29 protein-coding genes and 1 pseudogene are annotated in these 26,738 nt (G+C 68.4%); 19 read left to right on the top strand and 11 right to left on the bottom strand.

All coding sequences use genetic code 11. The features are described from left to right. Positions 1 to 654 (top strand): A24 family peptidase, encoded by a 654-nt coding sequence (locus CK206_RS12200; RefSeq protein WP_096906553.1) that lies wholly within the window; start codon positions 1 to 3, stop codon positions 652 to 654. Here the strand turns inward: CK206_RS12200 and CK206_RS12195 are convergent. The 4 genes from CK206_RS12195 to CK206_RS12180 form a co-directional block, all read right to left on the bottom strand. Further along, on the bottom strand, positions 618 to 1,547 hold the full coding sequence (locus CK206_RS12195; protein ID WP_254050570.1) for a TspO/MBR family protein: 930 nt from the start codon (positions 1,545 to 1,547) through the stop codon (positions 618 to 620). The two genes, CK206_RS12200 and CK206_RS12195, sit on opposite strands and share 37 nt — an antisense overlap. Positions 1,548 to 1,714: 167 nt before the next feature. Beyond that, a complete protein-coding gene (locus CK206_RS12190) occupies positions 1,715 to 4,144 on the bottom strand; it encodes a cation-translocating P-type ATPase (protein WP_096906551.1) in 2,430 nt (809 codons plus the stop codon). Between the two features lie 7 nt (positions 4,145 to 4,151). After that, positions 4,152 to 4,367, bottom strand: coding sequence for a heavy-metal-associated domain-containing protein (locus CK206_RS12185; RefSeq protein ID WP_007633030.1), 216 nt, complete (start codon positions 4,365 to 4,367; stop codon positions 4,152 to 4,154). 68 nt (positions 4,368 to 4,435) lie between these two features. Then, positions 4,436 to 4,726: a metal-sensitive transcriptional regulator gene (locus tag CK206_RS12180; protein WP_007633032.1), complete on the bottom strand. Its 291-nt coding sequence runs from the start codon at positions 4,724 to 4,726 to the stop codon at positions 4,436 to 4,438. A 235-nt stretch (positions 4,727 to 4,961) separates the two neighbouring features. Between CK206_RS12180 and CK206_RS12175 the strand changes: the two genes are divergently transcribed. Continuing rightward, entirely contained in the window at positions 4,962 to 5,366 is a 405-nt protein-coding gene (locus CK206_RS12175; RefSeq protein WP_069388650.1) for a DUF4383 domain-containing protein, read from the top strand. Positions 5,367 to 5,476: 110 nt separating this feature from the next. Here CK206_RS12175 and CK206_RS20420 read toward each other — a convergent pair whose 3' ends face one another. The 3 genes and pseudogenes from CK206_RS20420 to CK206_RS20410 form a co-directional block, all read right to left on the bottom strand. Then, on the bottom strand, positions 5,477 to 5,665 hold the full coding sequence (locus tag CK206_RS20420) for a hypothetical protein (protein WP_007633035.1): 189 nt from the start codon (positions 5,663 to 5,665) through the stop codon (positions 5,477 to 5,479). Between the two features lie 163 nt (positions 5,666 to 5,828). Beyond that, the gene (locus tag CK206_RS20415) at positions 5,829 to 6,161 is read right to left on the bottom strand and encodes a hypothetical protein (protein WP_253695454.1); all 333 of its coding nucleotides are present in this window, start codon (positions 6,159 to 6,161) and stop codon (positions 5,829 to 5,831) included. 70 nt (positions 6,162 to 6,231) lie between these two features. Next, positions 6,232 to 6,462: pseudogene (locus CK206_RS20410) on the bottom strand (tellurite resistance protein permease); the annotation flags it as partial. Between the two features lie 401 nt (positions 6,463 to 6,863). Here CK206_RS20410 and CK206_RS12165 point away from each other — a divergent pair. From CK206_RS12165 to CK206_RS12120, 9 genes are all read left to right on the top strand, one after another. Then, positions 6,864 to 7,268, top strand: a complete 405-nt coding sequence (locus CK206_RS12165) for a four-helix bundle copper-binding protein (protein WP_096906550.1) — start codon at positions 6,864 to 6,866, stop codon at positions 7,266 to 7,268. 94 nt (positions 7,269 to 7,362) lie between these two features. Then, positions 7,363 to 7,680 (top strand): YrhK family protein, encoded by a 318-nt coding sequence (locus CK206_RS12160; protein WP_043568772.1) that lies wholly within the window; start codon positions 7,363 to 7,365, stop codon positions 7,678 to 7,680. A 146-nt stretch (positions 7,681 to 7,826) separates the two neighbouring features. Next, positions 7,827 to 10,235 carry a molybdopterin oxidoreductase family protein gene (locus tag CK206_RS12155; RefSeq protein ID WP_227022444.1) on the top strand — a complete coding sequence of 803 codons (2,409 nt, stop codon included), beginning with the start codon at positions 7,827 to 7,829 and terminating at the stop codon, positions 10,233 to 10,235. Beyond that, positions 10,232 to 10,714 carry a hypothetical protein gene (locus CK206_RS12150; RefSeq protein WP_096906549.1) on the top strand — a complete coding sequence of 161 codons (483 nt, stop codon included), beginning with the start codon at positions 10,232 to 10,234 and terminating at the stop codon, positions 10,712 to 10,714. Before CK206_RS12155 ends, CK206_RS12150 begins: the two co-directional genes overlap by 4 nt. Before the next feature lie 18 nt (positions 10,715 to 10,732). Beyond that, the gene (locus CK206_RS12145; RefSeq protein ID WP_096906548.1) at positions 10,733 to 11,161 is read left to right on the top strand and encodes a ChaB family protein; all 429 of its coding nucleotides are present in this window, start codon (positions 10,733 to 10,735) and stop codon (positions 11,159 to 11,161) included. A gap of 121 nt (positions 11,162 to 11,282) precedes the next feature. Next, positions 11,283 to 11,762, top strand: coding sequence for an APC family permease (locus CK206_RS20405; RefSeq protein WP_007633049.1), 480 nt, complete (start codon positions 11,283 to 11,285; stop codon positions 11,760 to 11,762). Between the two features lie 440 nt (positions 11,763 to 12,202). Continuing rightward, positions 12,203 to 13,528 (top strand): lipase family protein, encoded by a 1,326-nt coding sequence (locus CK206_RS12130; RefSeq protein WP_069388651.1) that lies wholly within the window; start codon positions 12,203 to 12,205, stop codon positions 13,526 to 13,528. A gap of 76 nt (positions 13,529 to 13,604) precedes the next feature. Further along, entirely contained in the window at positions 13,605 to 14,048 is a 444-nt protein-coding gene (locus CK206_RS12125) for a MarR family winged helix-turn-helix transcriptional regulator (RefSeq protein WP_227022445.1), read from the top strand. Continuing rightward, positions 14,045 to 15,448 carry an MFS transporter gene (locus CK206_RS12120; RefSeq protein WP_096906547.1) on the top strand — a complete coding sequence of 468 codons (1,404 nt, stop codon included), beginning with the start codon at positions 14,045 to 14,047 and terminating at the stop codon, positions 15,446 to 15,448. The genes CK206_RS12125 and CK206_RS12120 overlap by 4 nt, the downstream gene beginning before the upstream one ends. 75 nt (positions 15,449 to 15,523) lie before the next feature. On the opposite strand, the gene CK206_RS12115 is transcribed toward CK206_RS12120, so the two are convergent. Then, positions 15,524 to 15,889 carry a DUF1330 domain-containing protein gene (locus CK206_RS12115; RefSeq protein ID WP_007633060.1) on the bottom strand — a complete coding sequence of 122 codons (366 nt, stop codon included), beginning with the start codon at positions 15,887 to 15,889 and terminating at the stop codon, positions 15,524 to 15,526. Positions 15,890 to 15,938: 49 nt separating this feature from the next. Further along, on the bottom strand, positions 15,939 to 16,676 hold the full coding sequence (locus tag CK206_RS12110) for a hypothetical protein (protein WP_096906546.1): 738 nt from the start codon (positions 16,674 to 16,676) through the stop codon (positions 15,939 to 15,941). An 83-nt stretch (positions 16,677 to 16,759) separates the two neighbouring features. Here CK206_RS12110 and CK206_RS12105 point away from each other — a divergent pair, with 83 nt between their 5' ends. After that, positions 16,760 to 17,479 (top strand): haloacid dehalogenase type II, encoded by a 720-nt coding sequence (locus CK206_RS12105; protein ID WP_096906545.1) that lies wholly within the window; start codon positions 16,760 to 16,762, stop codon positions 17,477 to 17,479. Positions 17,480 to 17,766: 287 nt separating this feature from the next. Here the strand turns inward: CK206_RS12105 and CK206_RS12100 are convergent, their stop codons facing one another. Further along, complete coding sequence (locus CK206_RS12100; protein ID WP_069388656.1) at positions 17,767 to 19,302, bottom strand: class I adenylate-forming enzyme family protein; 1,536 nt, start codon at positions 19,300 to 19,302, stop codon at positions 17,767 to 17,769. Positions 19,303 to 19,418: 116 nt separating this feature from the next. Continuing rightward, positions 19,419 to 20,057: a TetR/AcrR family transcriptional regulator gene (locus tag CK206_RS12095; RefSeq protein ID WP_096906544.1), complete on the bottom strand. Its 639-nt coding sequence runs from the start codon at positions 20,055 to 20,057 to the stop codon at positions 19,419 to 19,421. A gap of 98 nt (positions 20,058 to 20,155) precedes the next feature. Between CK206_RS12095 and CK206_RS12090 the strand changes: the two genes are divergently transcribed. The 7 genes from CK206_RS12090 to CK206_RS12065 are packed head-to-tail and all read left to right on the top strand — an operon-like array spanning position 20,156 to position 26,459. Beyond that, positions 20,156 to 21,070, top strand: coding sequence for a CoA transferase (locus tag CK206_RS12090; RefSeq protein WP_096906543.1), 915 nt, complete (start codon positions 20,156 to 20,158; stop codon positions 21,068 to 21,070). Continuing rightward, positions 21,067 to 22,272, top strand: coding sequence for a thiolase family protein (locus tag CK206_RS12085; protein WP_096906542.1), 1,206 nt, complete (start codon positions 21,067 to 21,069; stop codon positions 22,270 to 22,272). Before CK206_RS12090 ends, CK206_RS12085 begins: the two co-directional genes overlap by 4 nt. Positions 22,273 to 22,323: 51 nt before the next feature. Continuing rightward, complete coding sequence (locus CK206_RS12080) at positions 22,324 to 23,997, top strand: long-chain-fatty-acid--CoA ligase (RefSeq protein ID WP_096906541.1); 1,674 nt, start codon at positions 22,324 to 22,326, stop codon at positions 23,995 to 23,997. Next, positions 23,994 to 24,791 (top strand): enoyl-CoA hydratase/isomerase family protein, encoded by a 798-nt coding sequence (locus tag CK206_RS12075; RefSeq protein WP_096906540.1) that lies wholly within the window; start codon positions 23,994 to 23,996, stop codon positions 24,789 to 24,791. The genes CK206_RS12080 and CK206_RS12075 overlap by 4 nt, the downstream gene beginning before the upstream one ends. Before the next feature lie 23 nt (positions 24,792 to 24,814). Next, positions 24,815 to 25,978, top strand: a complete 1,164-nt coding sequence (locus tag CK206_RS12070) for an acyl-CoA dehydrogenase family protein (RefSeq protein ID WP_069388662.1) — start codon at positions 24,815 to 24,817, stop codon at positions 25,976 to 25,978. Beyond that, positions 25,975 to 26,118: a hypothetical protein gene (locus CK206_RS20400; RefSeq protein WP_227022446.1), complete on the top strand. Its 144-nt coding sequence runs from the start codon at positions 25,975 to 25,977 to the stop codon at positions 26,116 to 26,118. The genes CK206_RS12070 and CK206_RS20400 overlap by 4 nt, the downstream gene beginning before the upstream one ends. Next, the gene (locus CK206_RS12065) at positions 26,115 to 26,459 is read left to right on the top strand and encodes a MaoC/PaaZ C-terminal domain-containing protein (RefSeq protein WP_227022447.1); all 345 of its coding nucleotides are present in this window, start codon (positions 26,115 to 26,117) and stop codon (positions 26,457 to 26,459) included. Before CK206_RS20400 ends, CK206_RS12065 begins: the two co-directional genes overlap by 4 nt. Positions 26,460 to 26,738: the final 279 nt, after the last annotated feature.

Raw genomic sequence — 26,738 nt, 5'->3', positions numbered from 1 at the left:
ATGCTCGTCGTGATCGCCGTGGCCTCGGCCGTCGTATCCGGGCTGGCCGCGGCGGCGCTCGGGCGGTGGATGCGCTCCCTCGCCGAGTCCGATTCCCGGTGGTTGCGCAGTGGCCTGCACGTGGTGCTGGCTGCGGCCGGAGGCTTCGGTGCCGCGTACTTGGCTCTGGGCTGGGCCGATCTGGTGACGTTCGCTGCACTGGCTGTGGGGTGCGCGCTACTGATCGCGGTCGACCTCGCGGTCTTCCGACTGCCCGACAAGATCGTCCTGCCGCTGTACCCCGTGGTGTTCGGCGGACTGGCCGTGACGGCCGCGATGTTCGATGTCTGGGGTTCGCTCGGTCGGGCCGCCGCCGCCGCGGCCGCGCTGCTCGCGTTCTACTTCGTGCTGGCGCTCATCAATCCGTCCGGTCTCGGCCTGGGCGACGTCAAACTCTCCGGCGCGCTCGGCGCGTTCCTCGGCTGGCTGGGCTGGCCCGCCGTGCTCGCCGGGACGTTGGCCGCGTTCGTCATCAACGCCGTCGTCGCACTCGTGCTGCTAGCTGCGGGTCGGGTGGGGGCCAAGAGCGGCATCGCGTTCGGCCCGGCCATGGTGATCGGCGCAGTCGCGGGCGCCGCCTACTGGGCCGTGCGCTCCACGGCGTTGGCTGGCTGAGCCGCTCGGCGCCGCTGCCTCTTGCCGACCGTGAGTCGCCGGACGAGGGCAACGACGACCACCACGACCGACGCGATCGCCGCCGTCCACACCAGGGCCGCCGATTCGTGGGCGCCCGAGGTGCGACCGTAGGCGACCCACGCCAGCCCCCAGGCCGTCGCCAGCGCCGGTGGGATGCGCCCGCCACTGATGAGCGCGGTCGCCACGCCGACAGCCGCGGCCACGACGATGCCGACGATCCCGAAAGGCACCTCGGTCACCACCTCGACGCCGGCGCTCGCGAGCCACGCGTAGGTGTTGGCGAAGAACGCCACCGACACCCAGCCCAGGTACAGGCCGAACGTGCCGTCGGTGACCACGGTCTCGACCACCCCGCCGATGCGCGGCGCGCCGAGAATGAACATGATGCGGATCAGCACCGCCAGCAGCAGCACGATCACGATGACCGAGCCGAGGATCAACCCCAGTTGCACTGACCAGATCCACGCGGCGTTGAGCAGCACCGAGGCCAGCGCCCACGGCCGCAGCGCCGCCTGTCGGGCGGAGCGCCGGGCCATCGGGGTCAGCTGCCAGATCGCGTACGCGGCGAGCCCGAGGTAGATCACGCTCCAGATGCTGAACGCCGACCCGGCGGGAGCCACCGGGGTCGCGTCGGCGGACAGCACCCCGCCGGCAGCCTCGGCGATCGGGGTGCCGCCGAGCGCTCCACTGCCGATGAACGCGGCCACGATCGCGGCGGCGGTCCCCAGCAGGGTGATGATGGGCAGCGCCCAGCCGGTGGGGGCGCCCAGCTCACCGGATCCGCCGGCGTCGGCGGGCCCTCCCGGCAGTCCGGCGGGCCCCGGGCCTGTCGCTCGGTCACGGCTAGCGGGGTTACCGCTCGCGGGAGTCATGTGAGAGCTCATAACTCCACCGAACCACGCGACACCCGACGGTGCAGCCGGTCGCCGACGCACCCCGGCCGCCCCCAGCCGCGAAATCGGCTACTCCGAATCGGGATCGGCGAGCCCAATTGGACTAGCGGATGCCGATTCGGAGTAGCGGATCTGCGAGGGGGTGGTCAGATGGTCGCGCGGAACCTCCGCAGCCGCAGGCTGTTGGCCACCACGAACACCGAAGAGAACGCCATCGCGGCGCCCGCGATCATCGGGTTGAGCAGCCCCGCCGCGGCCAGCGGGAGCGCCGCGACGTTGTAGGCGAACGCCCAGAACAGGTTGCCCCGGATGGTGCCGAGCGTGCTCCGCGAGAGCCGGATCGCGTCGGCCGCCGAGCGTAGATCGCCGCGGACCAGCGTGAGGTCGGAGGCCTCGATCGCCGCGTCCGTGCCGGTGCCGATCGCCAGACCCAGGTCGGCGGTGGCGAGGGCGGCCGCGTCGTTGACGCCGTCGCCCACCATCGCGACGACCCGGCCCTCGGACTGCAGGCGGCGGACCACCTCGACCTTCTCCGCGGGCATGACCTCGGCGATGACGGTCTCCGGGCCGGGATCGATCCCGACCTCGGCGGCCACCGAGGCGGCCACGGCGGCGTTGTCGCCCGTGAGCAGGACGGGCGTGAGCCCGAGCTCGCGGAAGCGACGAATGGCCTCAGCCGAGGTGTCCTTGATCTGATCGGCCACCACGAGAACCCCGCGGGCCTTCCCGCCCCAGCCCACTGCGACCGCCGTGCGGCCGGCCTGCGCGGCCTCGCCGAGGGCCACCTCCAGCTCCTGCGGCAGCGGCATGCCCCGCTCTGCCAGTAGCGCGGGCCGGCCCACGACGACCACCTCATCGTCGTCGACACCCTCCACGGCGTCCGCGCCGACCGCACCGCGGGCACCGGCGCCGCCACCTACCCGGCCCGATACGCCCAGGCCCTCGTGGTTCCGGAAGCCCTCGACCGCCGGAAGCGCGCCGACCGCCTCGCGCGCGCCGGCGGCGATCGCACGGGCGATGGGGTGCTCGGAGGCGTCCTCCACGGCCCCGGCGCGGCGCAGCACCTCGGCTCGATCCTCACCGGTCGCGACAGTCGTAGAGACCAATGCGTGCTGACCGGTGGTGACGGTGCCGGTCTTGTCCAGGACGATCGTGTCGACCTTGCGGGTGGACTCCAGGACCTCGGGGCCCTTGATGAGGATGCCCAACTGCGCGCCGCGGCCGGTGCCCACCATCAGGGCCATCGGCGTGGCCAGGCCGAGCGCACACGGGCAGGCGATGATGAGCACCGCCACGGCCGCGGTGAACGCCAGGGCGGCGCCGCCTCCGGTGAGCATCCAGAAGGCGAACGTCGCCACGGCCAGCACCAGCACGACGGGGACGAAGATCCCGGAGATGCGGTCGGCGAGGCGCTGCGCGGCGGCCTTGCCGGACTGGGCGTCCTCCACCATCTGCGCCATCTGGGCGAGCTGGGTGTCGGAACCGACGCGGGTGGCGCGCACGGTCAGGCGGCCGCTGGCATTGACGGTGCCGCCCACCACGGCGTCGCCGGGACCGACCTCGGCGGGCACGGACTCGCCGGTGACCATCGAGGTGTCGACCGCGGAGGCGCCGTCGACGATCTCGCCATCGGTGGCGATCTTCTCGCCGGGGCGGACGACGAACTCGTCGTCGACCTGCAGATCCTCCACCGGGATGCGGGTCTCCACACGCCCGCCATCAACACCCCCGCGAAGCACGGCGACGTCCTTGGCGCCCAGCTCGAGCAGCGACCGCAATGCGGCGCCTGCCGTGCGCTTGGACCGCGCCTCGAAGTAGCGGCCCAGCAGGATGAACGTGGTCACCCCGGCCGCGGCCTCGAGGTAGATGTCGCCGGCGCCGTCACTGGGCGAGAGGCTGAACTCGAACCCGTGGGTCATCCCGGGCATGCCCGCGTGGCCGAAGAACAGGGCGTACAGCGACCAGAGGAACGCCGCGGACGTGCCCAGGGACACGAGCGTGTCCATGGTGAACGCACCGTGGCGCAGGTTGATCGCGGCGGCGCGGTGGAACGGCCACGCGCCCCACACGATGACCGGGGCGGCCAGCGTCAGCGACAGCCACTGCCAGTTGGTGAACTGCAGCGCCGGGACCATGGCCATCGCGATCACGGGGATCGACAGGACGGCGGAGATGATCACGCGTTGGCGCAGCTCGTCGACCCGGTCGGGCGCGGCGGTGTCGTCGGTGGCGTTGCCTGCGTGGCCGGTCGACTGCCCGGCGTCGGCCGCGGCACCGGACGCGTCGCCCCCGCCGGGCGCGGACGTGCGTGGCTGAGTGCTCCGGGGACGCGGCAGCTGCGCGTGGTACCCGGCCTGCTCGACGGTATCGAGCAGCAGCTGCGGCTGCAGGCCCTCGGGGATCCGGACGCGGGCCTTCTCTGTGGCGTAGTTGACCTCGGCGGTGACGTCGTCGAGTTTGTTGAGTTTGCGCTCGATCCGGTTGGCGCACGAGGCGCAGGTCATTCCCTCGATCTGCAGCTCGACCAAGGTGGTCCCGGCGGAGAGCGCCGTGTCCCGGCTGTCGGTGGTGGTCATGGTGTGCTCACTCCTGCGCTGTGACTGTGTACCCGGCCTCGTCCACGGCGGCGCGGACCGCCGCGGGATCGACCGGGTCGGAGGAGACGACGACGAGGCGACCCGACTCCAGATCGACTTCGACCTCGGTGACTCCCGAGATTTCCGAGACCTCCTCCGTCACGGAGGCGACGCAGTGGCCGCAGGTCATGCCGGAGACGGTGTAGGTGGCAGTGGCGGACATGGTGTTCTCCTCGTTCGGGTGGTGGGTGTGCGGTGACTGTCGGGGCCCGCGATCGGACGGCGCGGTGATCAGGACCTGACCAGGCGGGCGATGGCGGCGTTGGCCTCGGCGAGCTTGGCCTCGGCTTCCTCCGGGCTGCCGCTGGCGATGGAGCCGGCGACGCAGTGCCCGAGGTGCTCGGAGAGCAGGCTCAGCGAGACGGACTGCAGGGCCCGGGTCATGGCGGAGACCTGCGTGAGGATGTCAATGCAGTACTTGTCCTCCTCGACCATCCGTTGCAGCCCGCGGGCCTGACCCTCGATGCGGCGCAGCCGCTTGAGGTGGTCCTCCTTGTGCGGGGTGTATCCATGCTCGGCCATGGCACATACGGTACCCCCCTAGGGTAAGTGCCGCAACGGTGGATCGCGTTCTCCGACGAGCGCTCCGACCCCCGGCACCGGTTTTCAATCCGGCCCCTGCTGTTTAAGGTCGGGACAGCGTCACTTCCGATGTCGATCAGTCGAGAAAGGAATGGACTCATGACGGACACGACCCAGACCCGCTCGCCCGGCCCGGCACCGCTCCCCCGTCCAGTACGTAGCCCTCGCCTTCGGCGTGGTGTTCCTGCTCGTGGGGATCGCCGGCTTCATCCCCGGGATTACCGCCGCGTACGACACCATGCAGTTCGCCGGCCACGAATCCGAGGCCATGCTGCTGGGCCTGTTCCAGGTGTCGATCCTCCACAACATCGTCCACCTGCTCTACGGCGTCGTCGGGATCCTGATGTCCCGGACCGCCCCACAGGCTCGTATCTACCTACTGGCCGGCGGCATCGTCTACCTGGCCCTGTGGGTCTATGGCCTGGTGATCGGCCACGATTCGGCGGCCAACTTCGTGCCGCTCAACACGGCCGACAACTGGCTGCACCTGATCCTGGGCCTCGCCATGGTCGCCCTGTCCTTCCTCCACCGCGACCGCTTGCGCGAACAGCGTCATCAGGCTGAGCCGCGGCAGCCCTGAGGCGACACGCTCCATTCGACCCCTGTCGACGATCTCGGTCGTCGCCAGGGGTCGTCTGGCACAGCAGGGCCGCAGCGCGGACGGTTGGCCGCGGTGGGTGCCCACCTCGCCTACCCTGTGTCGTCGGCGCGCTCACCGTGACGGGGTCTGAACCAGGACCACACCATCATCGCGGTGGCGACGAGCCACGCGAGGAGGGCGACCCACATCCACGCCGCACCGATCTGCTCCACGATCGGCAGTGAATCGGCCCGCCCCACATACATCCCGGCGACGGCGTACATGCCGAGCGGGAACACGACGCTCCACCAGGACGACTCGTACGCAGCGGAATGTGGTGCACCACGTGTCTCCACACCCCGGCCGAGATGAGAAGCGGGATCAGCCAAGTCGCCCAGGCCCACCACAGCACGGTAAGTCCAGAAATGAGTCCGGCCGTCGCGTCCACCATCGGGGCGGACGTCAGCTCGACGATTTTGGCGCCGCGGCGACCACCGTGATCGCCGCGGCGCCCATCGCCACCCAGTACGGCGGGTCAAGATCCCGTGGCCGCAGCGGATAGAGCATGAGACGCAGGGCCACGAACACCGCACAGGCGGCGTAGAGAACGATCCCCACCGACCATGCCACCACCGCTACGACGGCGAGTTCGCCTCTCCCGGTGGGCACCAGAGGTTCGAGACTGGCCGACGCGGTGGCGATGGACTGGACGGCGACCACCCAGATGAACCAGGTCCCATCGGCCTCGGACAGCACCGGTCGCTCGGTCCGGGACAGGACTGCGGTCCAGGGCACCGCATAGGGCGAGCAGCAGCCCGGTGACGAAGCCGAGAGCGAGCAGCCCCACCGCGAGAAGGCGGTAATCGTCGGCCAGTCGGACGGCGAGCACATTCGTCCCCGCCGCGAGCGTGAAGAACCCGAAGGCGCGGCCGGGGTCATGGATATCGGCCACGACCCGGTCGCGATACCAGAGAAGTCGGCCTGCCGTGAGCATGAGAAGAGCCACCCAGGCGGTGCCGGCCAGGACGAGGCCGATGCGCGACGCCCCCGCCAGTTCCTGCCGGGACAGTCCGACCGAGAGGATCCCCGTCGCCATCACGAAGGCGAAAGCTCCCGGCGGCAGCCCCATGACGGCCTCCCGTATGCGGCTCGTCACCATCGACCTCCTGAAGATCATCGCCGTGGGCGCCGGGGCGGTCCCCGCTACTGCCAGGCGAAGAAAGCGAGCGTCACCCACGGCGGAGCGGTATTCCACAACAACGGCGGGATCTTTATCCCCGCACCCTACGAGCCCGTCCACTCGGGGCTAACCGCTCCATCAGCGGCGAGTGATTCTCTCGGTGGTGACGTCCTCGCGGTCGGCGTAGCGTCGTGGACGCCTACGAGCCGGGGAGCGAGGCTGTAGCGCCGTGCTACCGCCGATCACCATCCCGGCCGTCCGATTCGACAAGCCATGCTCCTGCTACTCGGCAGTGAGACGACGAAGCGGAGGAACCCATGAGCATCAGCTCGATCATCACCACCCACCCCAATCCGACTGCGGATCTGCAGGTGGACCACCTCGCCGAGGCAATCGACGCCGCCGCCGCGTGCGCGGTCACGTGCGCCGCGTGCGCGGATGCGTGTCTCGCCGAGGACTCGGTCGCCGACCTGCGTGACTGCATCCGCACCGATCACGACTGCGCTGCCGTGTGCGCGACCACCGCCTCGGTGCTGAGCCGCCGGACCGGCAGCGACTTGGGCACCGCCAAGGAACTGCTCACCGCGTGCCGCGCCGCGTGCGCGAGCTGCGCAGACGAGTGTGAGAGCCACGCGAGCATGCACGAGCACTGCAGGATCTGCGCCGAAGCGTGCCGACGCTGCGAGAAGGCCTGCACCGACCTACTCGGAGCCATCGGCTGATCTCTCCACCTCCCCCGGAGGTCCACGTCGCACTCCGTCCCCGGTGGTCACGCGGCCGCCGGACGCGCCGACTCTCTTAAGAGGTTGCGTTTTCATGAGCACCAACACTCACACCAGCAGCGGACCGTCCCCCGGTTCCTCATCGCTCCGGCTTCTCGTCGGGCGCGAGGAAGTGGTCATCAACGACCGCTACGAGACGCTGTCGATCGCCAATGACGTTCTGATAGCCCTGTTCTTCCTCGTGGGCAGCGTCCTGTTCTTCTTCGACTCCACACAGACCATCGGCACCTGGTTGTTCCTGCTCGGCTCTCTGGAGTTCCTCGCACGACCGGCCATCCGTCTCGCCCGTCGGGTCCACCTGAAGCGGATCGGCACGAACTCGGGGAACCACGGCAGCGACTACGACTACTGAGCCGAAACGCCACCGCCCGCGAACCGCTCCGAGAGACACTCCATGGCGTCTCCGGTCCGGGCTCTTCACGCCGTTCCGGTGGTCCGTTCGCCGGGCCGCGCGTACGGTCGGCAAGCAGCCCACAGACCTCGTCGCGAGGAATGTCAATGTCACACGGGAATCAGTCAGCCCCCGATCGAGTGGAACGCCCCTGGGGCGAACGCACCCCCTACGGCCCCGGCGAGCAGTGGCCGGTCCGAGTGGACACCTACCTGGCCGACGGAATGGCCGAGGCGGATGTCGACCGCTGGGTACAGACGGCGTCGATCCTGCACTCCAACGGCGACGGACTGGACATCGCCGTGAAGGACGACCGAATCTGCGGGGTGCGTGGACGTGCCGACGACCGGGTCAATCGCGGACGACTGGGGGTCAAGGACCTCTACGGCTGGCAGGCGAACTCCTCACCGGACCGGCTGACCCGCCCGCTGGTACGCGAGAACGGCGTATTGGTGGAGACCGACTGGGACACGGCGATGGACCGGGTCGTCGGCCGGACCACCGAGTTGCTGGACGAGCAGGGCCCCAGCGCGATCGGTTTCTACACCACCGGGCAACTCTTCGCCGAGGAGTACTACACCCTCGGTGTGATCGCCCACGGTGGCATCGGCACCAACCACGTCGACGGCAACACCCGGCTGTGCACCGCGACGGCCGCCGCGGCGCTCAAGGCGTCCTTCGGATGTGACGGTCAGCCCGGCTCGTACGCCGACATCGACCACGCCGACGTCGTCTGCCTCTACGGACACAACATGGCCGAGACGCAGAGCGTGACCTGGATGCGGATCCTGGATCGTCTGGCCGGGGACGACCCGCCCGCGATCCTGTGCGTGGACCCACGCCCCACCCCGGTCGCCGAGCACGCCACCCTCCATCTGACCCCGAGGCCGGGCACCAACCTGGCGCTGATGAATGGTCTGATCCACGAACTGCTCGAGGCCGGCCACATCGACCGCGACTACATCGACCAGCACACGGTCGGATACTCGTCACTGGCCGAGCAGGTCGCCGACTACCCGCCGGAGCGGGTGGCCGAGATCTGTGACGTGCCGGCCGAGCAGATCCGCCGGGCCGCCCGGCTCATCGGGGGCGCCGAGCGGCTGATGTCCACGGTGCTGCAGGGTTTCTACCAGTCCAACCAGGCCACCGCGGCCGCTGTGCAGGTCAACAACATCCACCTGCTGCGCGGGATGCTCGGCCGGCCCGGGTGCGGCGTGCTGCAGATGAACGGCCAGCCCACCGCCCAGAACACCCGTGAGTGTGGCGCCGACGGCGACCTGGCGGCCTTCCGGAACTGGTCCAACACCTCGCACGTGCAGCACCTGGCCCGGGTGTGGAACGTCGACCCGATGGACATCCCGCATTACTCGGCACCCACCCACGCCATGCAGATTATGCGGTATGTGGAGGACGGTTCGATCCGGCTGTTGTGGGTCAGCGGCACCAACCCGGCCGTCTCCCTGCCGGAACTCACACGCATCCGCTCGATCCTGTCCCAGGAGCGACTGACACTGGTGGTGCAGGACATCTTCCTCACCGAGACCGCCAGGCTCGCCGATGTCGTCCTGCCGGCCGCCACATGGGGCGAGAAGACCGGCACGTTCACCAACACCGACCGGACGGTGCACCTGTCGGAGAAGGCCGTCGATCCGCCCGGCCAGGCCAGGGCCGACCTGGACATCTTCATCGACTTCGCCCACCGCCTGGGGCTCAAGGACAAGGACGGCGGGCCGCTGGTCAAGTGGCACGACCCCGAATCGGCGTTCGAGGCGTGGAAGGACTGCACCGCCGGCCGGCCGTGCGACTACACCGGGCTGACCTACGACAGACTGCGCGGCGGCTCCGGTATCCAGTGGCCGTGCAACGACGACAACCCCGACGGCACCGAGCGGCTCTATTCGGACGGGAAGTTCTGGGCGGACCCGGATTACTGCGAGAACTACGGTCGCGACCTGGTCACCGGCGCCCCCAAGGACGCCACCGAGTACACGGCGATGAATCCGGAGGGCAAGGCGATGCTCAAGGGCGCGGAATACCTCCCCGCGCACGAACCGCCCGACGAGCACTTCCCCCTGCAGCTGATCACGGGCCGGACCATCTACCACTTCCACACCCGCACCAAGACCGGCAGAGCCCCCGAGTTGCAGGCAGCCGCTCCGCAGGTGTGGGTGGAGATCTGCGCCGCCGACGCCGCGGCCGCCGGCATCACCGAGGGAGACCTCACGGAGATCGCCACCCCCCGCGGACGGGTGCGGGCGGCCGCCCGGATCACCGGGATCCGACCGGGAGTGATCTTCCTGCCGTTCCATTACGGCTACTGGGACACCGGCGACAGCGCCGGACCGGAGGGCGACGCCGTGGGGACGGCGGCCAACGAGCTGACCCCCACGGACTGGGACCCCGCCTCCAAACAGCCGATCTTCAAGACCGCCGCCGCACGCATCGCCCGGGTCGCCGACCGCGACACCACCTCCCGTGGCCGCCCGACACGCGTATCGACAGGAGGCCCGACATGAGGCTCGGACCCGTTCTCCGCGAACTACACCGCTCCGAGGTCGGGCTCGCGCACAAACTTCTGCAGGTTTCCGAGCGCCACAAGGTCGATCATGAGATCTACCACGTCGCACGGGACCTGGTGGGCTGGTCCCGCAGCCACATCGCCGGGATCGCCCGGATCGGTGGCGACTACGGCCAGGACCTCGACCCCGCCCCCCGACTCGAACTCGGACTGGCCGAACGGGCGCGGGAGAAGGGCAGCGAACTGCTCGGCAGACACCACACCCCGGAGCTGCTCCTGCTCGAGGACCTACGGACCGTCTACATGGAGGCCTCCGGGGTCGCCATGGACTGGCTCCTCATCGCCCAGGCCGCGCAGGGCCTACGGCACCGCGACCTTCTCGAAGTCGCGGAGAAATGCCAACCCCAGACCACGCGCCAGGCCACATGGGCCCAGGCCAAGCTCAAAGAGACCGCCACCCAGATCCTGGTGAGCTGACAAACGAGAGGAATCGCCATGCCGAAGACAGACAGCGACGGGAACGCGAAGGACAGCGAGCTGCCCTCGACGCTGCAGCGAAGCGACCAGAAGGCCAAGGACACCTTCGCCAAGGCCTATGACTCGGCGGAGGAGGAGTACAGCGACGAGTCCCGTGTCGCGCGGACCGCCTGGAGCGCCGTCAAGCACACGCACGAGAAGGTGGGCGACCACTGGGAGCCCAAGGACGGCAAGGGACCCTCGGATTCACGCTCGGAGAGCGGCGGCCCGAACCCCTCCGGAGAGTCGAAGGGCGGGGTGGACGCCAACGCCAGCAAGGACCACCTCTACGAGCAGGCGCAGCGGCTCGACATCGAGGGCCGCTCCGACATGACGAAGGACGAGCTCGTGGAGGCGCTGCGCAAGGCCAACGACCGGAAGACGAGGGAGAGCCGAGACGACTCGTGAGCCCGGCAGGACGGGTCCCGCCCCGGCCCCTTCGCACCGAGGATGAGACCACAGATGGACCACGCCCGTGCCCGGGAATCACTCTCACTCACCGGCTCGGTCGCGCCGGGCACGGGGGGCCATGATCGGAGCCGGCATCCTCGCGCTGGGCGGCCAGGTCGGCGAGCTGGCAGGCGGGTTGATGCCACGGGCGTTGTTCGCCGGGGCCGTGGTCGCGGACTTCAGCGCCTACTCGTACATCCGGAATTCGGCGAGCACCCCGTCGTCCGGTGGTATCGCGATGCTGCTCGAGGCCGCGTACGGCCTCGCAGTGATCGCCGGCTCGTTCTCCCTTCTCATGTACGTGTCGATGATCCTCGCCGAGTCCCTCCTCGGGAGGAACCGCGGCGACCTCGACCCCGACCTGGATCCGGAGACGGTCGTGACCACGCTCGTGGCGCCACTGGTGCTGACGCCGCTCGTTCCCGTCCGATCGCTGCGTCAGGGGGTGCGCCTCGATGGATTCCGGCCTGGCCTCAAGATCGGACTTGGCCGTCCGGACGGACTGATCGACCTTCCACAGGTCGTGGACCGTCCATCACGGCCGGGTAGATATTGCTGACGTACCCCTTGTGGCCGGCCGCCTGGCGCGACCGCTCGCTCGGTGCCTCGTCCGAGGTGACGTTCTGTCCGATGACCTCGACGAACCGTTGCTTCTTCAGTGGTTCGGCCCGGTCGGCCTCCTCGAGGGCATTCAAGTTAGCCGCCGAGAGCATCCCCACATCGGCCACGACTACCATGTCAGCGATCGTGTGCCGCCCCCCCGGAAGGCGGTGATGACCGGGATCAACGTCTTGGTCTCTGCCTTGTCAGACCCACCAACCCGGGTCCCGCTCAATTGGTGACCCCCGCGCCACACGCTCAGCCTCATGAATTGCAGCAAACCTAGCGAATCAGCCGGGAACGACGTCAACTTGCGGAACTCAGGTTAGACTCAGCTCAATTTTGTGAGACAGAACACAACCAGCCCCAGGGGGGACCGTGCAACTTCGCCGAACCGGAATGCGCGCAGCCGCATTCGCCACCGCCATCGCCACCGCATTCGCCGGAGGGGCCGTGGTCGCCCCCGCCGCCGGCGCGCAGGGATCGTCCAACGACCCGGCGCCCGCCTTCTACCAGCCGCCCGCGGACCTGCCCGCAGCCTCCGGCGAGCTCATCAAGACCGAGCCGTTCCCCCTCGCCGCCGCGATCCCGCCGATCCCCGGCGCCGACTCGATCTCCGATGCAGCCGGACCGCTGTCCACCGACGCGCAGCGCATCATGTACACCTCCGTCGGATCGCGCGACCAGGCGATCGCCGTGACCGGCGCCTATCTGCAGCCGCGCGCACCGTGGACCGGCCCGGGCACCCGCCCCCTGGCCGTGATGGCGCCCGGAACCCAGGGGCAAGGCGACCACTGCGCGCCGTCCAAGACGTTCCAGAACCTGGCCACCGTCCGCACCGACCCGCCGGGAGTCGGGTTCGGTTACGAGCTGTTCCAGACCTACGCGCTGCTCGCCCGCGGGTACGCCGTCGCGATGACCGACTACGAGGGGCTCGGCACCCCTGGGCTGCACTCGTACGTCAACCGCGAGTCGCAGGCCCGCGCAGTGCTCGACCTCGCGCGCGCCGCGTCGTCGGTACCGGGCGCCGACGTCGAGCCGGACGCCCGCACCGTGTTCGTCGGCTACTCCCAGGGCGGCGGGGCGGTGGCCGCGGCCGCCGAACTCCACCCGCAGTACGCGCCCGAGATCAACTTGGTGGGTACCGCCGCGGGCTCCCCGCCGGCCGACCTGCTCGCCACGCTCGAGCAGATCGACGGCACCGCCATCGCCGGGGCGATCGGCTACGCGATCAACAGCCTGATCGACGCCTACCCGGAGATGGGCCCCCTGATCAACCCGTACTTCAACGACCGGGGCCGGGCCATGCTCGCCGTCACCTCTGACCAGTGCATCGGCGAGACCGCGGTCCAATTCTTCCAGCAGCGCACCACTGACTTCACGATCTCGGGCCTGTCGGCCGGCGACATCGTGCGCAGCGAGCCCGAGATCCTGGCGTTCCTCGAGCGTCAGCGCATCGGCCGCCTTGCCCCGACCACGCCCGTGCGTGTGCTCTCGCCCGTCAACGACGACGTCGTCCCCGGCCACCAGTCGCAGCAGCTCGGCCGAGACTGGTGCGCGCAGGGCGCCGCCGTCGACATGGTCATCGACCCGATGCCTCCCGTCGCACCCGGTCTGGCGATCGGCCACGCCGTGCCCATGCTCACCGGTCTGGAGGGCAACCTCCGGTACCTCGACGACCGCGTCAACGGAGTCCCGGCGTCGAGCAACTGCGGAACCTACTGAGGCCGGGCGGGCCCCGGCGCCGGACCCGCCGCCCTTATGCAAGCAGGTTGCGCAACTCGGTTGTAGACTCGCCGGAGTGACGCCCACCGACCCGCCGCCCGACATCGCCGCCCTGGCGGACGATCTCCGCCACGCGCTGCGCCCCCTGTGGCGACGGTTCAACTCCCACCGGACGTTGTCGATGGGCAAGGTCGGGATCCTGTCCCACCTGGAGCAGCGCGGGTCCCTGACTGCGACCGACCTGGCAGGCCTTGAGCGGATCAGCCATCAGGCCGTCGCCAACGCCGTCCGCGAACTCCGCGACCTGGGCCTGGTCTCCCGCAGCCCGGACCCCGCCGACGGCCGACGCACCCTCGTCACCATCACTACAGGCGGGCGCGAGAAGCTCCGCACCGAGCGCGCCGCGGGCCAGGACTGGCTGGCTCACGCGATCGCCGACCACCTCGATGACGCCGAGCGCGACCGTCTCGCGGCCGCGGTCCCCCTGCTCCGCCGCCTCGACTCCGAGGACGCCCGATGACCCCTCACCGGCGCCCGGCGCCCCGCTGGTTCGTCCAGGCCCTCGTCTACGCCGCCCTGACCAGCTCGATCGTCAGTTCCCTCGGCATGCTGCTGGTGCCGTCGGTCTCGGCGGAGTTCGGCATCCCGGTGAGCACGGCGCAGTGGATGCTCACGGCCAACCTGCTCGTCGGCGCGGTCGCGACCCCGATCATGGGCCGCCTCGCCGATGGTCCCCATACCCGGAGGCTGCTCCTGACCAGCCTCGGCGTGATCTTCCTCGGGTCCATCATCGCCACCGTCGCGCCGAACTTCACCGTCTTCCTCATCGGCCGCGCGATGCAGGGGCTCCTCTACGGCACGGTGCCCATCACCATCGCCCTGGCCCGCCGGCACCTCACCTTCACCGAATCGCAGCCCACCATCTCGACCCTCTCGGTCACGGTGTCGGTGGGGATGGGGCTGGGTTACCCGCTCACCGGCATCCTCGCGGCGACGTTCGACCTGCGGGCCGCGTTCGCCTTCGCGGCGCTGTTCGTGGCCACCGCGGCGTTCGGCGTGTGGCGATTCATCCCCGCGGGCCCCGATCCGCTCGCGCCCCGCACGCCGTTCGACATCGGCGGGGCCCTGCTGTTGGGCGGCGGTCTGGCCGCGCTGCTGCTGTGGATCTCCGAGGGGCAGATCTGGGGCTGGGGGTCCGCGACGGCGCTCGTCGTCCTCGTGGTCGCGCTGAACACGCTGCTCTTCTGGATCGTGCACAGCATCCGCACCCTGCATCCCCTGGTCAACCTCCGCGCGGTCCGCCGGCCGGAAGTCCTGCTGGCCAACGCCACCGCGATCGGCCTGGGCACCGCGATGTACATCGGGTTGTCCATCGCGAGCCTCGTGGCGCAGGCACCCGCCGACACCGGCTTCGGCCTGGCGGTGCCGCTGATGTGGGCGGGCTTCATGATGGCGCCGCTGTCGGCGGGCAGTCTCGTGGCCAACCGCACGGTCCGTGCCCTGTCCCGCCGCTACGACATGGCGGTGTTCCTCCCCGTCGGCGCGGCCGTGATGACGGTGGCGTCGGTGCTGTTGTGGTTGCGGCACGGCGACTTCTGGACGCTGGCGATCGGCATGTTCCTCTTCGGCGCCGGGATCGGCTCGGGTTACGCCGCGATGCCCGCGCTCATCGCCCGCAGCGTGGCGGTGGACCAGCTCGGCAGCGCGGTGAGCTTCAACCAGGTGCTGCGCACGGTCGGCGGCGCGGTCGGCGCGGCCCTGTCGGCCGCCGTCCTCGCCGCGCACCCCTCCGACTCCGCGTACTCGACCGACGAGGGCATCACCATGGCGTTCGGCGTGGGTGTGATCTGCTGCGCGACGGTGATGCTCGCGTTGGTGCTTCACGCCATCGCAGGTCGACGACGACGAGCCCAGCAGTAGCCCCGGCGTCCCGCATTCTGCGCGCGATCGCACTCGGGCATGCGCGTCGGATTCGACGTGCCTACGGGGTCGGAGTCAGGCCCAGGGGGTCGTGGCCTGAAGCACCGCTTCCTGCAACGCGCTGGTACGCAGTGCCGTGACGGTCTGATATTCGGGGTCGGCGACCATCTCGCTGAACGCGGCGCGGCTGGGGTACCGGACCAGCAGAACGGCATCCCAGTCCTGGCCGGTCTCGGCGACCAGGGCTGTGGAACCGTCACCGGCGTAGAGCACCTCGGCGCCATAGCGGGGAAGGAAGGTCTCGTTCAGCGCCGCGGCGTACTTCGCGTAGTCCTCACGCCCGCCATCGGCGAACCGGAGCAGGTTCAGCATCACCACCGGGCCGCCGGGGTCGTCGGCGAGGTAGCGCTTGAGGTCTCTTCCGCGGGGATCGATAGCCATCAGGCGAGTATCTCCGCCAGTTCCGCCGCTGTGGCGCGAACGGCCATCCTCACTTCTTCTGCCGACGGCTTCCGCCGTGCCAGTCCTCCTGCGTGCCGACCGTGTCCGCGTCGACTCCGAACGCGGCGAGCTGCGGCTTCTCGCGCAGGCTGCGCTTGAGCTCGGCGAAACCCGGGAAGCGGGCGAGCCCCACCACGTGGTCCCAGAGCTCGGCCGCCGAGTCCTCGTGTGGCAGCCGGCTGATCACGGGTCCGAAGAAGGCGACACCGGTCGGTGGTTCGAAGTGGATGATGGGCGTGCCCACATCCTTGCCCGTCAGCGAGAGCGCCTCGTCGGTCTCCCGGCGGATCTCGGCGTCCCACGACTCGTCGTCGACGGCGTCCGCCAGTTCGAGCGGCAGGCCAGCGTCGGCGAGGACCAGCCTGGCGAACTCGCTCGTGCCGCGCCGCTCACGCTCGTCGCCTTCGCTGCGGTCGTCGCCGGCGTCCGGAGCGGTGTCGAAGATGCGCGCCCCGAAGGCGGCGTACAGCGGCGCCATCGCCTCCCGGCCGTGCTCGGCTCGCGCCCGAGCCGCCACTCTCAGGAGCCGCAGCCCGGCGGTGTGGCCGGCTTCGTACTCAGGGGGGAAGTGCGCGTCGTAGTCGACCTCGGCGTTGACCAGGCGCAACGAGATGAACCGCCAGTCGACGGTGTAGTCGCGCTGCGCTTGTACTTGGCGCACCCATTTGCTGGTCATCCAGGCGAAGGGGCAGACCGGGTCGAAGTAGAAGTTGATGTCGGCGTCCATGCGCCCACCCTAGCCAGGTGTTCCGGCCGCGCAGCCCGCTGGCGAATAGCATGGTGCACAACCGGTGGCCAGGAGGACTCCGCGTGACCGACACACCAGCCGATCGCGAACAGAACCGGGGCGACGGGCTTGGGCTTCGCCGCCCGCGGGTGATCGTGTTCGACGTCAACGAAACCCTGTCCGACACCACGGCGATGGCGGCCCGGTTCTCCGACGTCGGGGCACCCGGCTCGATGTATCCCCTGTGGTTCGCCGACCTCCTGCGCGACGGCTTCGCCCTCACCGCCGCAGGCGCCGCTCGCCCGTTCGCTGACATCGGTACCGGGCTCCTGCAGGTCATGCTGTCGGAGGTGGAGCTCAACCGACCTCTCGACGAGGCGATCGAGCACATTATGAGCGGGTTCGTCGGACTCGACCCCCATCCCGATGTCGCCGACGGCGTCACGGCGTTGACGGAGCTGGGGATCCGGTTGGTCACCCTCAGCAACGGTTCGACACACGTCGCCGAGAAGCTCCTCACGTCAGCCGGTGTACGACGCGACTTCGACTTGCTGCTGTCGGTCGACTCCGCCGGCGCGTGGAAACCAGCCGCCCCTGCCTACGAGTTCGCACTCGAACAGTGTGCTGTTGCCCCCTCGGACGCCATGCTCGTGGCCGTCCATCCCTGGGACATCGACGGCGCCCACCGGTTCGGCATGACAACGGCGTGGATCAACCGCACCAACGGTGTGTACCCGAAGCACTTCAGCAACCCGGACCTCGAGGTCACGGACATCACGCAGTTGGCCCGCCGCCTCAGTTGAGAAAGCGGTTGACCATTCCCTTGGGCTGCGGGTCTCGGGCAACCCTCGGCGCGAGGCTTCAGAACACACTGCGGGCGAGAGTTCCTATCGCCATGCAATGCCATAGAGGGGTCCAACAGTTCCCGCGCACCTGCTGAAAGCCGAAGCCGAAGCGCCACTCGTGCCGGCACCGATAACCAGACGTTATGACAAGTAGACGATGCCGAGTATCCCGCGAACTCGACCCCTCCCCGAGCGGGCCAAATGGCAGGTGGATCAGCAGAGGAACCTAACGAGCTATCCGATTGCTAGTTGGTGGCGACTGCGCCTTCCGTGATTGCATCGCGCAGCACGTGCTTGAGAATCTTCCCCGAGGGGTTACGCGGAATGGGCCGGGTGATGAGCTCGCGCGGAAGCTTATAACCCGCAATGTACTGGGATCCGTACTCGCGGAGTGACTCCAAGGCGACGTCGCGGCCCTCAACCGGGGTGACGACGGCGATGATGCTCTCCCCGAACATCTCGTCCGGCCGCCCGACGACCGCCACATCGGCCACGTCCGGGTGGCTGGCGAGGGCCTGTTCGACCTCCACCGAGTAGACGTTGCGCCCGCCCGTGATGATCATGTCTTTCATCCGATCAACGATTGTGATAAACCCGTCAGCGTCCCGGACCGCCACGTCGCCGCTGTGCAGCCAGCCGTTGCGGAGCGCATCCATGGTGGCCTCGGGTTTGTTCCAGTAGCCCTTCATGATGGTCTCGCCTCGGTAAATGATCTCCCCGGGCTCGCCGACCGCGGTGTCGTTGCCCTCGTCATCGACGATCCGCGTCTCGGCATTGGTGATGGACATCCGTCCGGTGGCATCCGGGCGGGCGCGTACTTCGTCCGGGGTGAGGAAGATTCCGGTCGGGCCGCCCTCGGTCTGGCCGCACAGCTGGAAGAACTGCACGTGCGGCAAGGTGGCGAGCAAGCTGGTCGCCGCGTTCGGCGGCATTGGTGCGGCGCCAAAGAAGCCCAGCCGCCATGCGGACAGATCGCGCGTGCCGAGTTCGGGGTACTGCAGCAGCATCTGGTACATGGTGGGCACGCCCAGGAACACGGTGATGCGGTGCTTCTCCAGCGCATCCAGGACCGCCTTGGGCTCGAACGCTGGCAGCACCACGTGAGTGGTGCCCAGGCTGAACCCTGACATCACGAACAGGACCAACTCCGCGCAGTGGTACATCGGCGCGACGTGCAGATTCCGGTCGAAGCTATTCATGCCGAGTGCGGAAACCGAGTTCCCCACCCACAGCATGCGGTGGTGGTCGAACAACGCTCCCTTGGGGCGCCCGGTCGTGCCTGAGGTGTAGAGGATGATGCAGTCGTCGTCCTCGATGACCTCCGCCTCCGGCGCGGTGGTCGGCATGGTGTCTGCGAGCCGCGCGATGCCCTGCGCTGCGGCCTCGTCCAGCACCAGGCTTTGCGGCGCGGACGGCAGCGGATCGAGCTCGTCGAGACCGGCCACCACCACCGCGAGCTCCTCGGAATACAGCAGCACCGTCGCACCGGAGTCCTCGAGCAGGTAGCGAAGTTCGCGGGCCGGCACGCGAGGGTTGAGAGGCACAGCGATGGCCCCCAGTCGGAACGCTCCGTACAAGCCCAGGACGTACGCATCGGAGTTCGGGCTCAGCAGCGCCACCCTGTCGCCCTTACCGACTCCGAGCGACGCCAACGCATGCGCGTACTGATCGGTCCGGGCCGCAAGCTGCTCATACGAGTAGATGCTCTCGCCGAAGATCAGTGCAGTTTTGTCCGGGTGCCGACGGGCATTGAGCGCGAGGGCGCCTCCGAGAGTGGCCATGGTGACTCCTGAGGTGTTGAAGACTCCGGGATCGGACATGTGACCCCGGACACAGCCGAAACTGTAACCGCCAGCGCGGTGCTTGTACAAATGTTCAGTGAAGCCGGAAACGCGGCTCAGGTGGCGGGCCCGGGGAAACGATCGACAGCTCCACCCTCGGACACGCTCACGCCGAGTTCGGGCTTGCTGTGCCCCTCGGTGTGAGTGAAGGTCCCGAGGTGAGTCCAGACGGCATCGACCAGCGGCTGCAGGAACAGCCGGCCCATCTGGTTGATCATCACGTCGACCACCTGGACGGAATCGGCGCGACCTCGCGAGGCCGCGCCAGTCTCGCGCATCGCAACGACCTCCCGGTGGGTGAGTTCGGTAAGTCGCTCCAGCAGTTGCCCCCGCCGGCCACCGGGTTCAAGTAGCGCCTGTCGGAGGTAGTTGACCACCTCTGGGTTTCTGACCAGCATTTCCGCGACGGACTCGTTCCGGACGCGAGCGATTTGTTCGCCGGCCCCATCGGTCGCGGCAGAAGCAAGGGCCGACGCGAAACGTTCCACGACGATCTGCTCCACAGCCTCGCGGAGGCCGTCTTTGGACCCGTAGTGATGAACCACCAGCCCGACGGTCACCCCGGCGGCGGCCGCGACTGCCCGCATCGGTGTGCGGTCCTCGCCGTTGGCCGCGTAAAGCTCGAGAGCGGCGTTGCGGATTCGCGCTTTGGCGGTGAGGTCTTGGTCGTCGAAATGCTGGGCGGGGCGGTCCACGCGGCCTCCCTTCCGTTGATAAACGAGTCTACGGGGACGCGCCAACCGTTAGCGCTATACGATGACTAAGTTTACTGACCGCTTGTATAGTCACCGAAATGAGTCTTCGATCGCTCCGACCCCTAGCCGGCATACAGGTCGTCTCATTGGCTACCAACCTGCCCGGTCCGCTAGCCGTAGCAGGCCTTAGTGACCTCGGCGCCGCGGTGATCAAAGTGGAGCCGCCGGCGGGTGACGCCTTGGCCGTGGCCGCGCCCTCCTGGTACGCAGAACTGACACAGGGGGTGGAGGTCCGTCGGGTCGACCTCAAGAGTGGTAGCGGCCCGGAGGAGCTGACCAGGCTGCTCGATACGGCGGACGTGTTGGTGACCGCCATGCGCCCGTCAGCGCTTCGCCGTCTCGGCCTCGGCAACCTCGGCGACCGCTTCCCGCGGTTGTGTCATGTGGAGATCGTGGGCTACGACGGCGCCGACGAGGAAGTCGCGGGCCACGACCTGACATATCAGGCAAGATACGGCACCATCCGACCGCCACACCTGCCGCTGGTCCCGGTCGCCGACACCATCGGTGGGGAGCGGGCCATCTCGGCCGCCCTGGCCCTGCTGCTGGCGCGGGGACAGCACGACTCCGGTGGACATCAACGCATCACTCTCGACGCGGCCGCGTACGACTCCGCGGCCGCCCTCCGACACGGACTGTTCGGCGATGGAGCACCACTGGGCGGGGCTCTGCCCTCCTACAACATCTATGCCACCGTCGACGGCCATATCGCTCTGGGGGCACTCGAGCCGCACTTCGAGGTCCACATCAGAGAGGTACTCGATTGTGACGGCACATACGCCGCCTACGCCCGCGCCTTCAGCGCGCACCCCACGGCCCACTGGGAGGATCTGGCCGCGCGCCACGACATCCCGCTCAGCGCCGTTCGCCATGCCCGGCCGGCCACAGCGCAGACCACCCACGCGCTCACGGCGACCACCACCCGACCACCCCGAGGAAGGACCCAGTCATGACCGACTCCCCCCAGCCCCGTAGCTTCCGCGCCACCCGCGAGGCCGTGATCATCGATGCCGTCCGGACACCGGTCGGCAAGCGCGGCGGGGCGCTGGCCGCCTGGCATCCCGCCGATCTGCTGGGGGCCACCCTCAAGGAACTGGTTCGCCGCAGTGATGTGGCGCCGGAGAAGATCGACGACGTGATCGCCGGATGTGTGATGACGCACGACCAGCAGAGCTCCAACATCGCCCGCCATGCAGTGCTCTCCTCCGGCCTGCCCGATTCGGTGCCGGCAGTGACCGTGGACCGACAGTGCGGCTCGGGGCAACAAGCTGTGGCATTTGCCGCCCACGGTGTGGAGGCGGGGTCCTACGACCTCGCCATCGCATGCGGCGTGGAGTCGATGTCGCAGGTGGCACTGCCGTCGTCCCTACAGCCCGGAGCCCCGCTCGGCACGCAGTACTCCCCCCGGGAACTGGCCCGCTACGACGGCGGACTGCTGGTGCAAGGCCCGTCCAGTGAGCTGATGAACACCCGCTTCGACCTCAGCCGAGAGGAACTCGACGCGTTCAGCCGCCGGAGCCACGAGCGGGCGCTGGCCGCCACCCGCGACGGCCGCTTCGAGACCCAGCTGGTTCCGCTGCGCCGCGACCCGCTCGATGACTCCAGCGAGCCCGTTACCGCGGATGAGGGGATCCGGGCCGAGCTCGACCCGGAGAAGATGGCGTCCCTGCGGACAGTGTTCGCCGAGGACGGCAAGACCACCGCAGCCAACTCCTCCCAGCTCAGCGACGGCGCCGCCGCACTGCTCATCGCCGACCGCGAGTTCGCCGAGGCCAACGGGCTCACCCCCCGCGCCCGCTTCGTGGTCCACGCGGTCGCGGCGGCCGATCCGATCATCCAGTTCACCGCAATCCTCGAGTCCACCCGCAAGGCCCTTCACCGGTCGGGGCTCACGGTGGACGACATCGACCTGTTCGAGGTCAACGAAGCGTTCGCCGGCGTGCCGCTGATGTTCCAAAGAGAGTTCGGCGTCCCCGACGACAAACTCAACGTCAACGGCGGCTCGGTGGCCGTGGGCCACCCCCTCGGATCCACCGGCGCCCGCATGATGACCGACCTGCTGACCGAGCTCGAACGCACCGGCAGCCGATACGGACTACAGACCATCTGCGAAGCCCACGGCACCGCTAACACCACCATCATCGAACGCCTCTGACGAGTCCCGTCCGTCCCAGCCACCGTCCCAGCCCCACTGAGGAGCACCACCATGACGTCCCACCCCATCGTCACCGGTCTGCCGTCGACACACGGTGACAGTTATCAGCTCAACACCACGACCCTGCTGCGGCACTCCACCCGGACCTACCCCGAGCAGGAGATCGTATTTCGCACCGTCGACGGGGGCTGGGACCGCTACACCTACGCCGACATGTTCGAGCGGGTCGGGAAGTCAGCCCACGCGCTGACCGGGCTGGGTGCCGGGCCCGGAACGGTGGTGGGAATCCTGGATTGGAACTCTAAACGCCATATGGAGCTGTACTGGGCGATTCCCGGTATCGCATCGGTGATGCTGCAGATGAACCTGCGCCTCGCCCCGGTGGACCTGGCATATGTCACCGACCACGCCGAAGCCTCGATCGTGCTGGTCGACGAGTCCCTACTGCCCGTGGCTGAGGCGCTGGTCGAGCAGGGTGTCGGGGTGAAGACGTGGGTGGTCATGACGGACAAACCACTCTCGGAGATCTCCACCACCCTGCCCGGGGTCGTCCACTGGGAAGACGCGCTGACGGCCGCGGAACCGGGCTTCGACTGGCCAATGATCGACGAGACCTCGGCGTACAGCGCGTGCTACACCACCGGCACCACCGGCCGCCCCAAGGGCGTGTACTACTCCCATCGCGGGATCTACCTCCACACCCTCTCCGAGGCAGCGCAGTTGAAGATGGGTGACGACGACACCGTCATGATCATCACCCCGATGTTCCACGGCCAGGGCTGGGGACTGCCGCAGTCGGCCATCTACTCGGCCGCGAAGGTGGTGCTGCCCGGGCGGTATACGGCCGAGGACACCTCTGCGCTGGTTGACGCGATGATCTCCGAGTCCGTCACCGTGGCCAACGGTGCCCCCGCCATCTTCGAGCCGATGCTCGACTACATCCGGACACTCAAGACACGCCCGGACTTCAGCCGCGCCCGTCTGCTGTCCGGGGCGACCGAACCGTCGCTGACGCTCATGCGCGGCTTCCATGACCTCACCGGTGCTGACATCATCCACGCCTACGGCGCCACGGAGACCACTCCGCTGGTCACCGTCAACGCAGGCCTGAAGCACACGCTGCGGGACGTGCTCAGCGAGGACGAGAAGTGGGATCTCAAGCGGGCCCAGGGTCTGCTGGTCAACGGGATCGACATTAAGGTCGTCGGACCGGACGGAACCGAACTACCCCACGACGGTGTCTCCCAGGGCGAGGTGCTCATGCGTGGCCCGTGGATCATCGAGCGGTACCACAAGATGGAGGACAAGGGCGACGCGTTCGCCGACGGTTGGTGGCGCAGCGGCGATGCCGGCACGATCCGCTCCGACGGTTACCTCAAGCTGACCGACCGCATCAAGGACGTGGTCAAGAGCGGCGGCGAATGGATCTCCTCGATCGACATGGAAAATGCGATCGTCGCCCACCCACAGGTCCGCGAAGCCGCAGTGGTGGGGATCGAGCACCCCAAGTGGCAAGAGCGCCCGGTTGCGATCGTCGTCCAGGAAGACGGCGCCGATCTCGGCGTCGACGACATCCACGCCGTGTTGGAAGACAAGTTCGCCAAGTGGCAACTGCCCGACATCGTCATCTTCGCCGACGCGCTGCCGCGCACCAGCGTCGGCAAGCTGGACAAGAAGACGCTGCGCACCGACCACGCCGATCTCTACCGGGGAGCCGAGGAATGAGCGGCCAGAACGGACACGATGACGTGGTCCTCAGCGAACGACGCGGCGCCGTCGCGATCCTGCGCATCAACCGACCCGAGGCCCGGAATGCACTGAACGCCGCGGTGTTCGACGCCTTGAACAAGCACCTCGCCGAGCTGCGGACCGATGACTCCGTGCGCGCCATAGTCCTGGCCGGCGCGGGCGGCGTGTTCTGCGCCGGAGCAGACATCACCGCGTTCGACGCCCTGCGCGCCGATCCGTTGATCGGGCACCGGCGGGCCTCCGGGGGGACCCTATGGGCCGACCTGGAAAACTTCCCCAAACCGGTGATCGCAGCCGTCGAGGGCCTGGCCCTGGGGGGCGGGCTCGAACTCGTCCTGGCCTGCGACACCAGCATCGCCGGCCAGGGTGCCCGCCTGGGATTGCCCGAGGTCAAGCTCGGCGTCATCCCCGGCGGCGGCGGCACCCAACGACTCATCCGGGCGCTAGGCAAACCTCGCTCCATGGCACTGCTACTCAGCGGTGACCTTGCCACCGGGACCGAAGCCGCCAACCTCGGCCTGGTGGGAAAGGTGGTCGACGACGACGAGGTCGTCGAACAGGCGATCGCCCTGGCGCAGCGGATCTCGGCCAACTCACCGCTGGCCGTGGCCCTGGCCAAAGACGCCGCCCTGGCCGCGCAGACCGGGTCGATAACCGCAGGGCTTGAGCACGAAAAGCGCAACTTCGTCTACGCGCTCGCCTCAGACGACAGCCACGAGGGCCAGGCCGCCTTCCTGGCCAAGCGTTCACCGAACTTCACCGGCCGCTAACCTGGCCCGACAAGGACAAGATCATGACCACCACCCTGTTCCCCGACCACCGCCCCACCTGGCAAACCGAGTCCCACGAGTTGCTACGGGACCACGCCCGCGCGTTCTTCGCCCAAGAAGTCACCCCCCGCCAGGCGGACTGGGCCCGGCAGGGCCACGTCGACCGCGAACTCTGGAACAGAGCCGGGGCGGCAGGCCTACTGCTCACCGACATCGCCGACGAGGACGGCGGCGGGGGAGGCGACTTCGGCCACGAGGCTGTAGTGGCCCAAGAACTGGCGTACGCGCACGACAGCGCGTTCGGCTTCACCGTGCACTCCACGATCGTCAGCCACTACATCAACGCCTACGGGACCGAGGAGCAAAAGCGCCGCTGGCTACCCGGGCTCGCCTCCGGCGAGAAAGTGGTGGCCGTCGCCATGACCGAACCCGGTACCGGCTCAGACCTGCAGAACGTCAAGACCACAGCGATCCGCGACGGCGACCACTACCTGGTCAACGGCGCCAAGACCTTCATCTCCAACGGCACCCACTGCGACTTGGTTGTCATCGTGGCCAAGACCGATCCAGCGGCCGGCGGCAAGGGCATCTCCCTACTAGTCGCCGAGGTCGACAATAACGTCGCGGGCTTCTCCCGCGGCGCCGTCCTCGAGAAGATCGGCATGCACGGATGGGACACCCGCGAACTCTTCTTTGACGACATGCGGGTACCGGTGGAGAACATCCTCGGCGAGGAGGGCTCCGGCTTCGCCGAACTCATGACCCAGCTACCGCGGGAGCGACTCATCATCGGAGTCGCCGGCGTAGCAGTGGCGGAGGCCGCAGTGATCGAGACCATCCGGTACGTCAAAGAGCGCGATGCGTTCGGCAAGAAACTCCTGGACTTCCAGAACACCCAGTTCGTACTAGCCGAGTGCAAGGCCGACGTCTACGCCGGCAAGGCGATGATCGACGACGGCATCCGCCGCCAGATCGACGGCACCCTCGACGCCGCCGGCGCCTCGATGATCAAGATGTGGGCCACCGACATGCAGTGCCGCGTGGTGGACAAGTGCCTACAGCTGTTCGGTGGCTACGGCTACATGATGGAATACCCCATCGCCCAGATGTACACCGCCTCCCGCGTGCAGCGGATCTACGGCGGCACCAACGAGATCATGAAGCTGCTCGTAGCCAGGTCGCTGTGAACGCCACGCCCCCGAGCCCGTCCGTCTACGCCGAAGACTTCACCCCGGGCCAGATCCACAAACTGGGAGATCACACCGTCTCCAAGGCCGAACTGGTCGATTTCGCCACCCACTGGGACGCACAATCGTTTCATCGATGAGGAAGCCGCCAACCAAGGGACACTTCCGCGGACTCATCGCCAGCGGGGTACACACCATCGCCATCGCTCAACGGCTGCTCACACAAACAGTGCTCAACCAATGGGCAGTGATCGCCGGGCTCGGATTCGACCGGGTCCGGTTCCCGGCGCCCGTCCGACCCGGGAACGTTCTCACTGGAACCGTCCGGATTGCCGAGATCACTCTCGACGGAACACGCGGACGAGTGAAGATGGAGATGCGGCTGACCGATCAGGACGACCACACCGTCCTCTACGCCGAACTGACCATCGTCATTTGGCGGAGAGAACAGGTCGCGACACCGTCCGGAGGCTTCAACTGACACACGGCCAGGACGTCATCCAAAAGAACGGTCCCGCACCTACATCGACGAAGCGACCTTCATCTCGGATCCGCAAGTCAGTTTGGGACGCGGCGACCCCACCTCACGACGGCGGCTGCAGAGTAGTCAGGCCCCCGTCCTAAAACCTCGTCCTTCGGCGCGGCATCCCCTATTCGACGGATCGGGCGCGTCCGCTAACGATCAATTTTGGGACAGTTGTTGCATTCGCGAATTGTCTGTGACTTCCACCGGTAACTGGCGGGGATCTTCGGGCGCTTT

The organism is Dietzia sp. WMMA184, from assembly GCF_002441635.1.
GTDB classification, from domain to species: Bacteria; Actinomycetota; Actinomycetes; order Mycobacteriales; family Mycobacteriaceae; genus Dietzia; species Dietzia kunjamensis.
Note: the sequence above shows the minus strand (reverse complement) of the source record. Positions and strands in the feature narration are given on the sequence as shown.

Coding starts and splice junctions, on each gene's coding strand:
- CK206_RS12200 (WP_096906553.1), top strand. CDS start 1: ATGCTCGTCGTGATCGCCGTGGCCTCGGCCGTCGTATCCGGGCTGGCC.
- CK206_RS12195 (WP_254050570.1), bottom strand. CDS start 1,547: ATGACTCCCGCGAGCGGTAACCCCGCTAGCCGTGACCGAGCGACAGGC.
- CK206_RS12190 (WP_096906551.1), bottom strand. CDS start 4,144: ATGACCACCACCGACAGCCGGGACACGGCGCTCTCCGCCGGGACCACC.
- CK206_RS12185 (WP_007633030.1), bottom strand. CDS start 4,367: ATGTCCGCCACTGCCACCTACACCGTCTCCGGCATGACCTGCGGCCAC.
- CK206_RS12180 (WP_007633032.1), bottom strand. CDS start 4,726: ATGGCCGAGCATGGATACACCCCGCACAAGGAGGACCACCTCAAGCGG.
- CK206_RS12165 (WP_096906550.1), top strand. CDS start 6,864: ATGAGCATCAGCTCGATCATCACCACCCACCCCAATCCGACTGCGGAT.
- CK206_RS12160 (WP_043568772.1), top strand. CDS start 7,363: ATGAGCACCAACACTCACACCAGCAGCGGACCGTCCCCCGGTTCCTCA.
- CK206_RS12155 (WP_227022444.1), top strand. CDS start 7,827: ATGTCACACGGGAATCAGTCAGCCCCCGATCGAGTGGAACGCCCCTGG.
- CK206_RS12150 (WP_096906549.1), top strand. CDS start 10,232: ATGAGGCTCGGACCCGTTCTCCGCGAACTACACCGCTCCGAGGTCGGG.
- CK206_RS12145 (WP_096906548.1), top strand. CDS start 10,733: ATGCCGAAGACAGACAGCGACGGGAACGCGAAGGACAGCGAGCTGCCC.
- CK206_RS20405 (WP_007633049.1), top strand. CDS start 11,283: ATGATCGGAGCCGGCATCCTCGCGCTGGGCGGCCAGGTCGGCGAGCTG.
- CK206_RS12130 (WP_069388651.1), top strand. CDS start 12,203: ATGCGCGCAGCCGCATTCGCCACCGCCATCGCCACCGCATTCGCCGGA.
- CK206_RS12120 (WP_096906547.1), top strand. CDS start 14,045: ATGACCCCTCACCGGCGCCCGGCGCCCCGCTGGTTCGTCCAGGCCCTC.
- CK206_RS12115 (WP_007633060.1), bottom strand. CDS start 15,889: ATGGCTATCGATCCCCGCGGAAGAGACCTCAAGCGCTACCTCGCCGAC.
- CK206_RS12110 (WP_096906546.1), bottom strand. CDS start 16,676: ATGGACGCCGACATCAACTTCTACTTCGACCCGGTCTGCCCCTTCGCC.
- CK206_RS12100 (WP_069388656.1), bottom strand. CDS start 19,302: ATGGCCACTCTCGGAGGCGCCCTCGCGCTCAATGCCCGTCGGCACCCG.
- CK206_RS12090 (WP_096906543.1), top strand. CDS start 20,156: ATGAGTCTTCGATCGCTCCGACCCCTAGCCGGCATACAGGTCGTCTCA.
- CK206_RS12085 (WP_096906542.1), top strand. CDS start 21,067: ATGACCGACTCCCCCCAGCCCCGTAGCTTCCGCGCCACCCGCGAGGCC.
- CK206_RS12080 (WP_096906541.1), top strand. CDS start 22,324: ATGACGTCCCACCCCATCGTCACCGGTCTGCCGTCGACACACGGTGAC.
- CK206_RS12075 (WP_096906540.1), top strand. CDS start 23,994: ATGAGCGGCCAGAACGGACACGATGACGTGGTCCTCAGCGAACGACGC.
- CK206_RS12070 (WP_069388662.1), top strand. CDS start 24,815: ATGACCACCACCCTGTTCCCCGACCACCGCCCCACCTGGCAAACCGAG.
- CK206_RS12065 (WP_227022447.1), top strand. CDS start 26,115: ATGAGGAAGCCGCCAACCAAGGGACACTTCCGCGGACTCATCGCCAGC.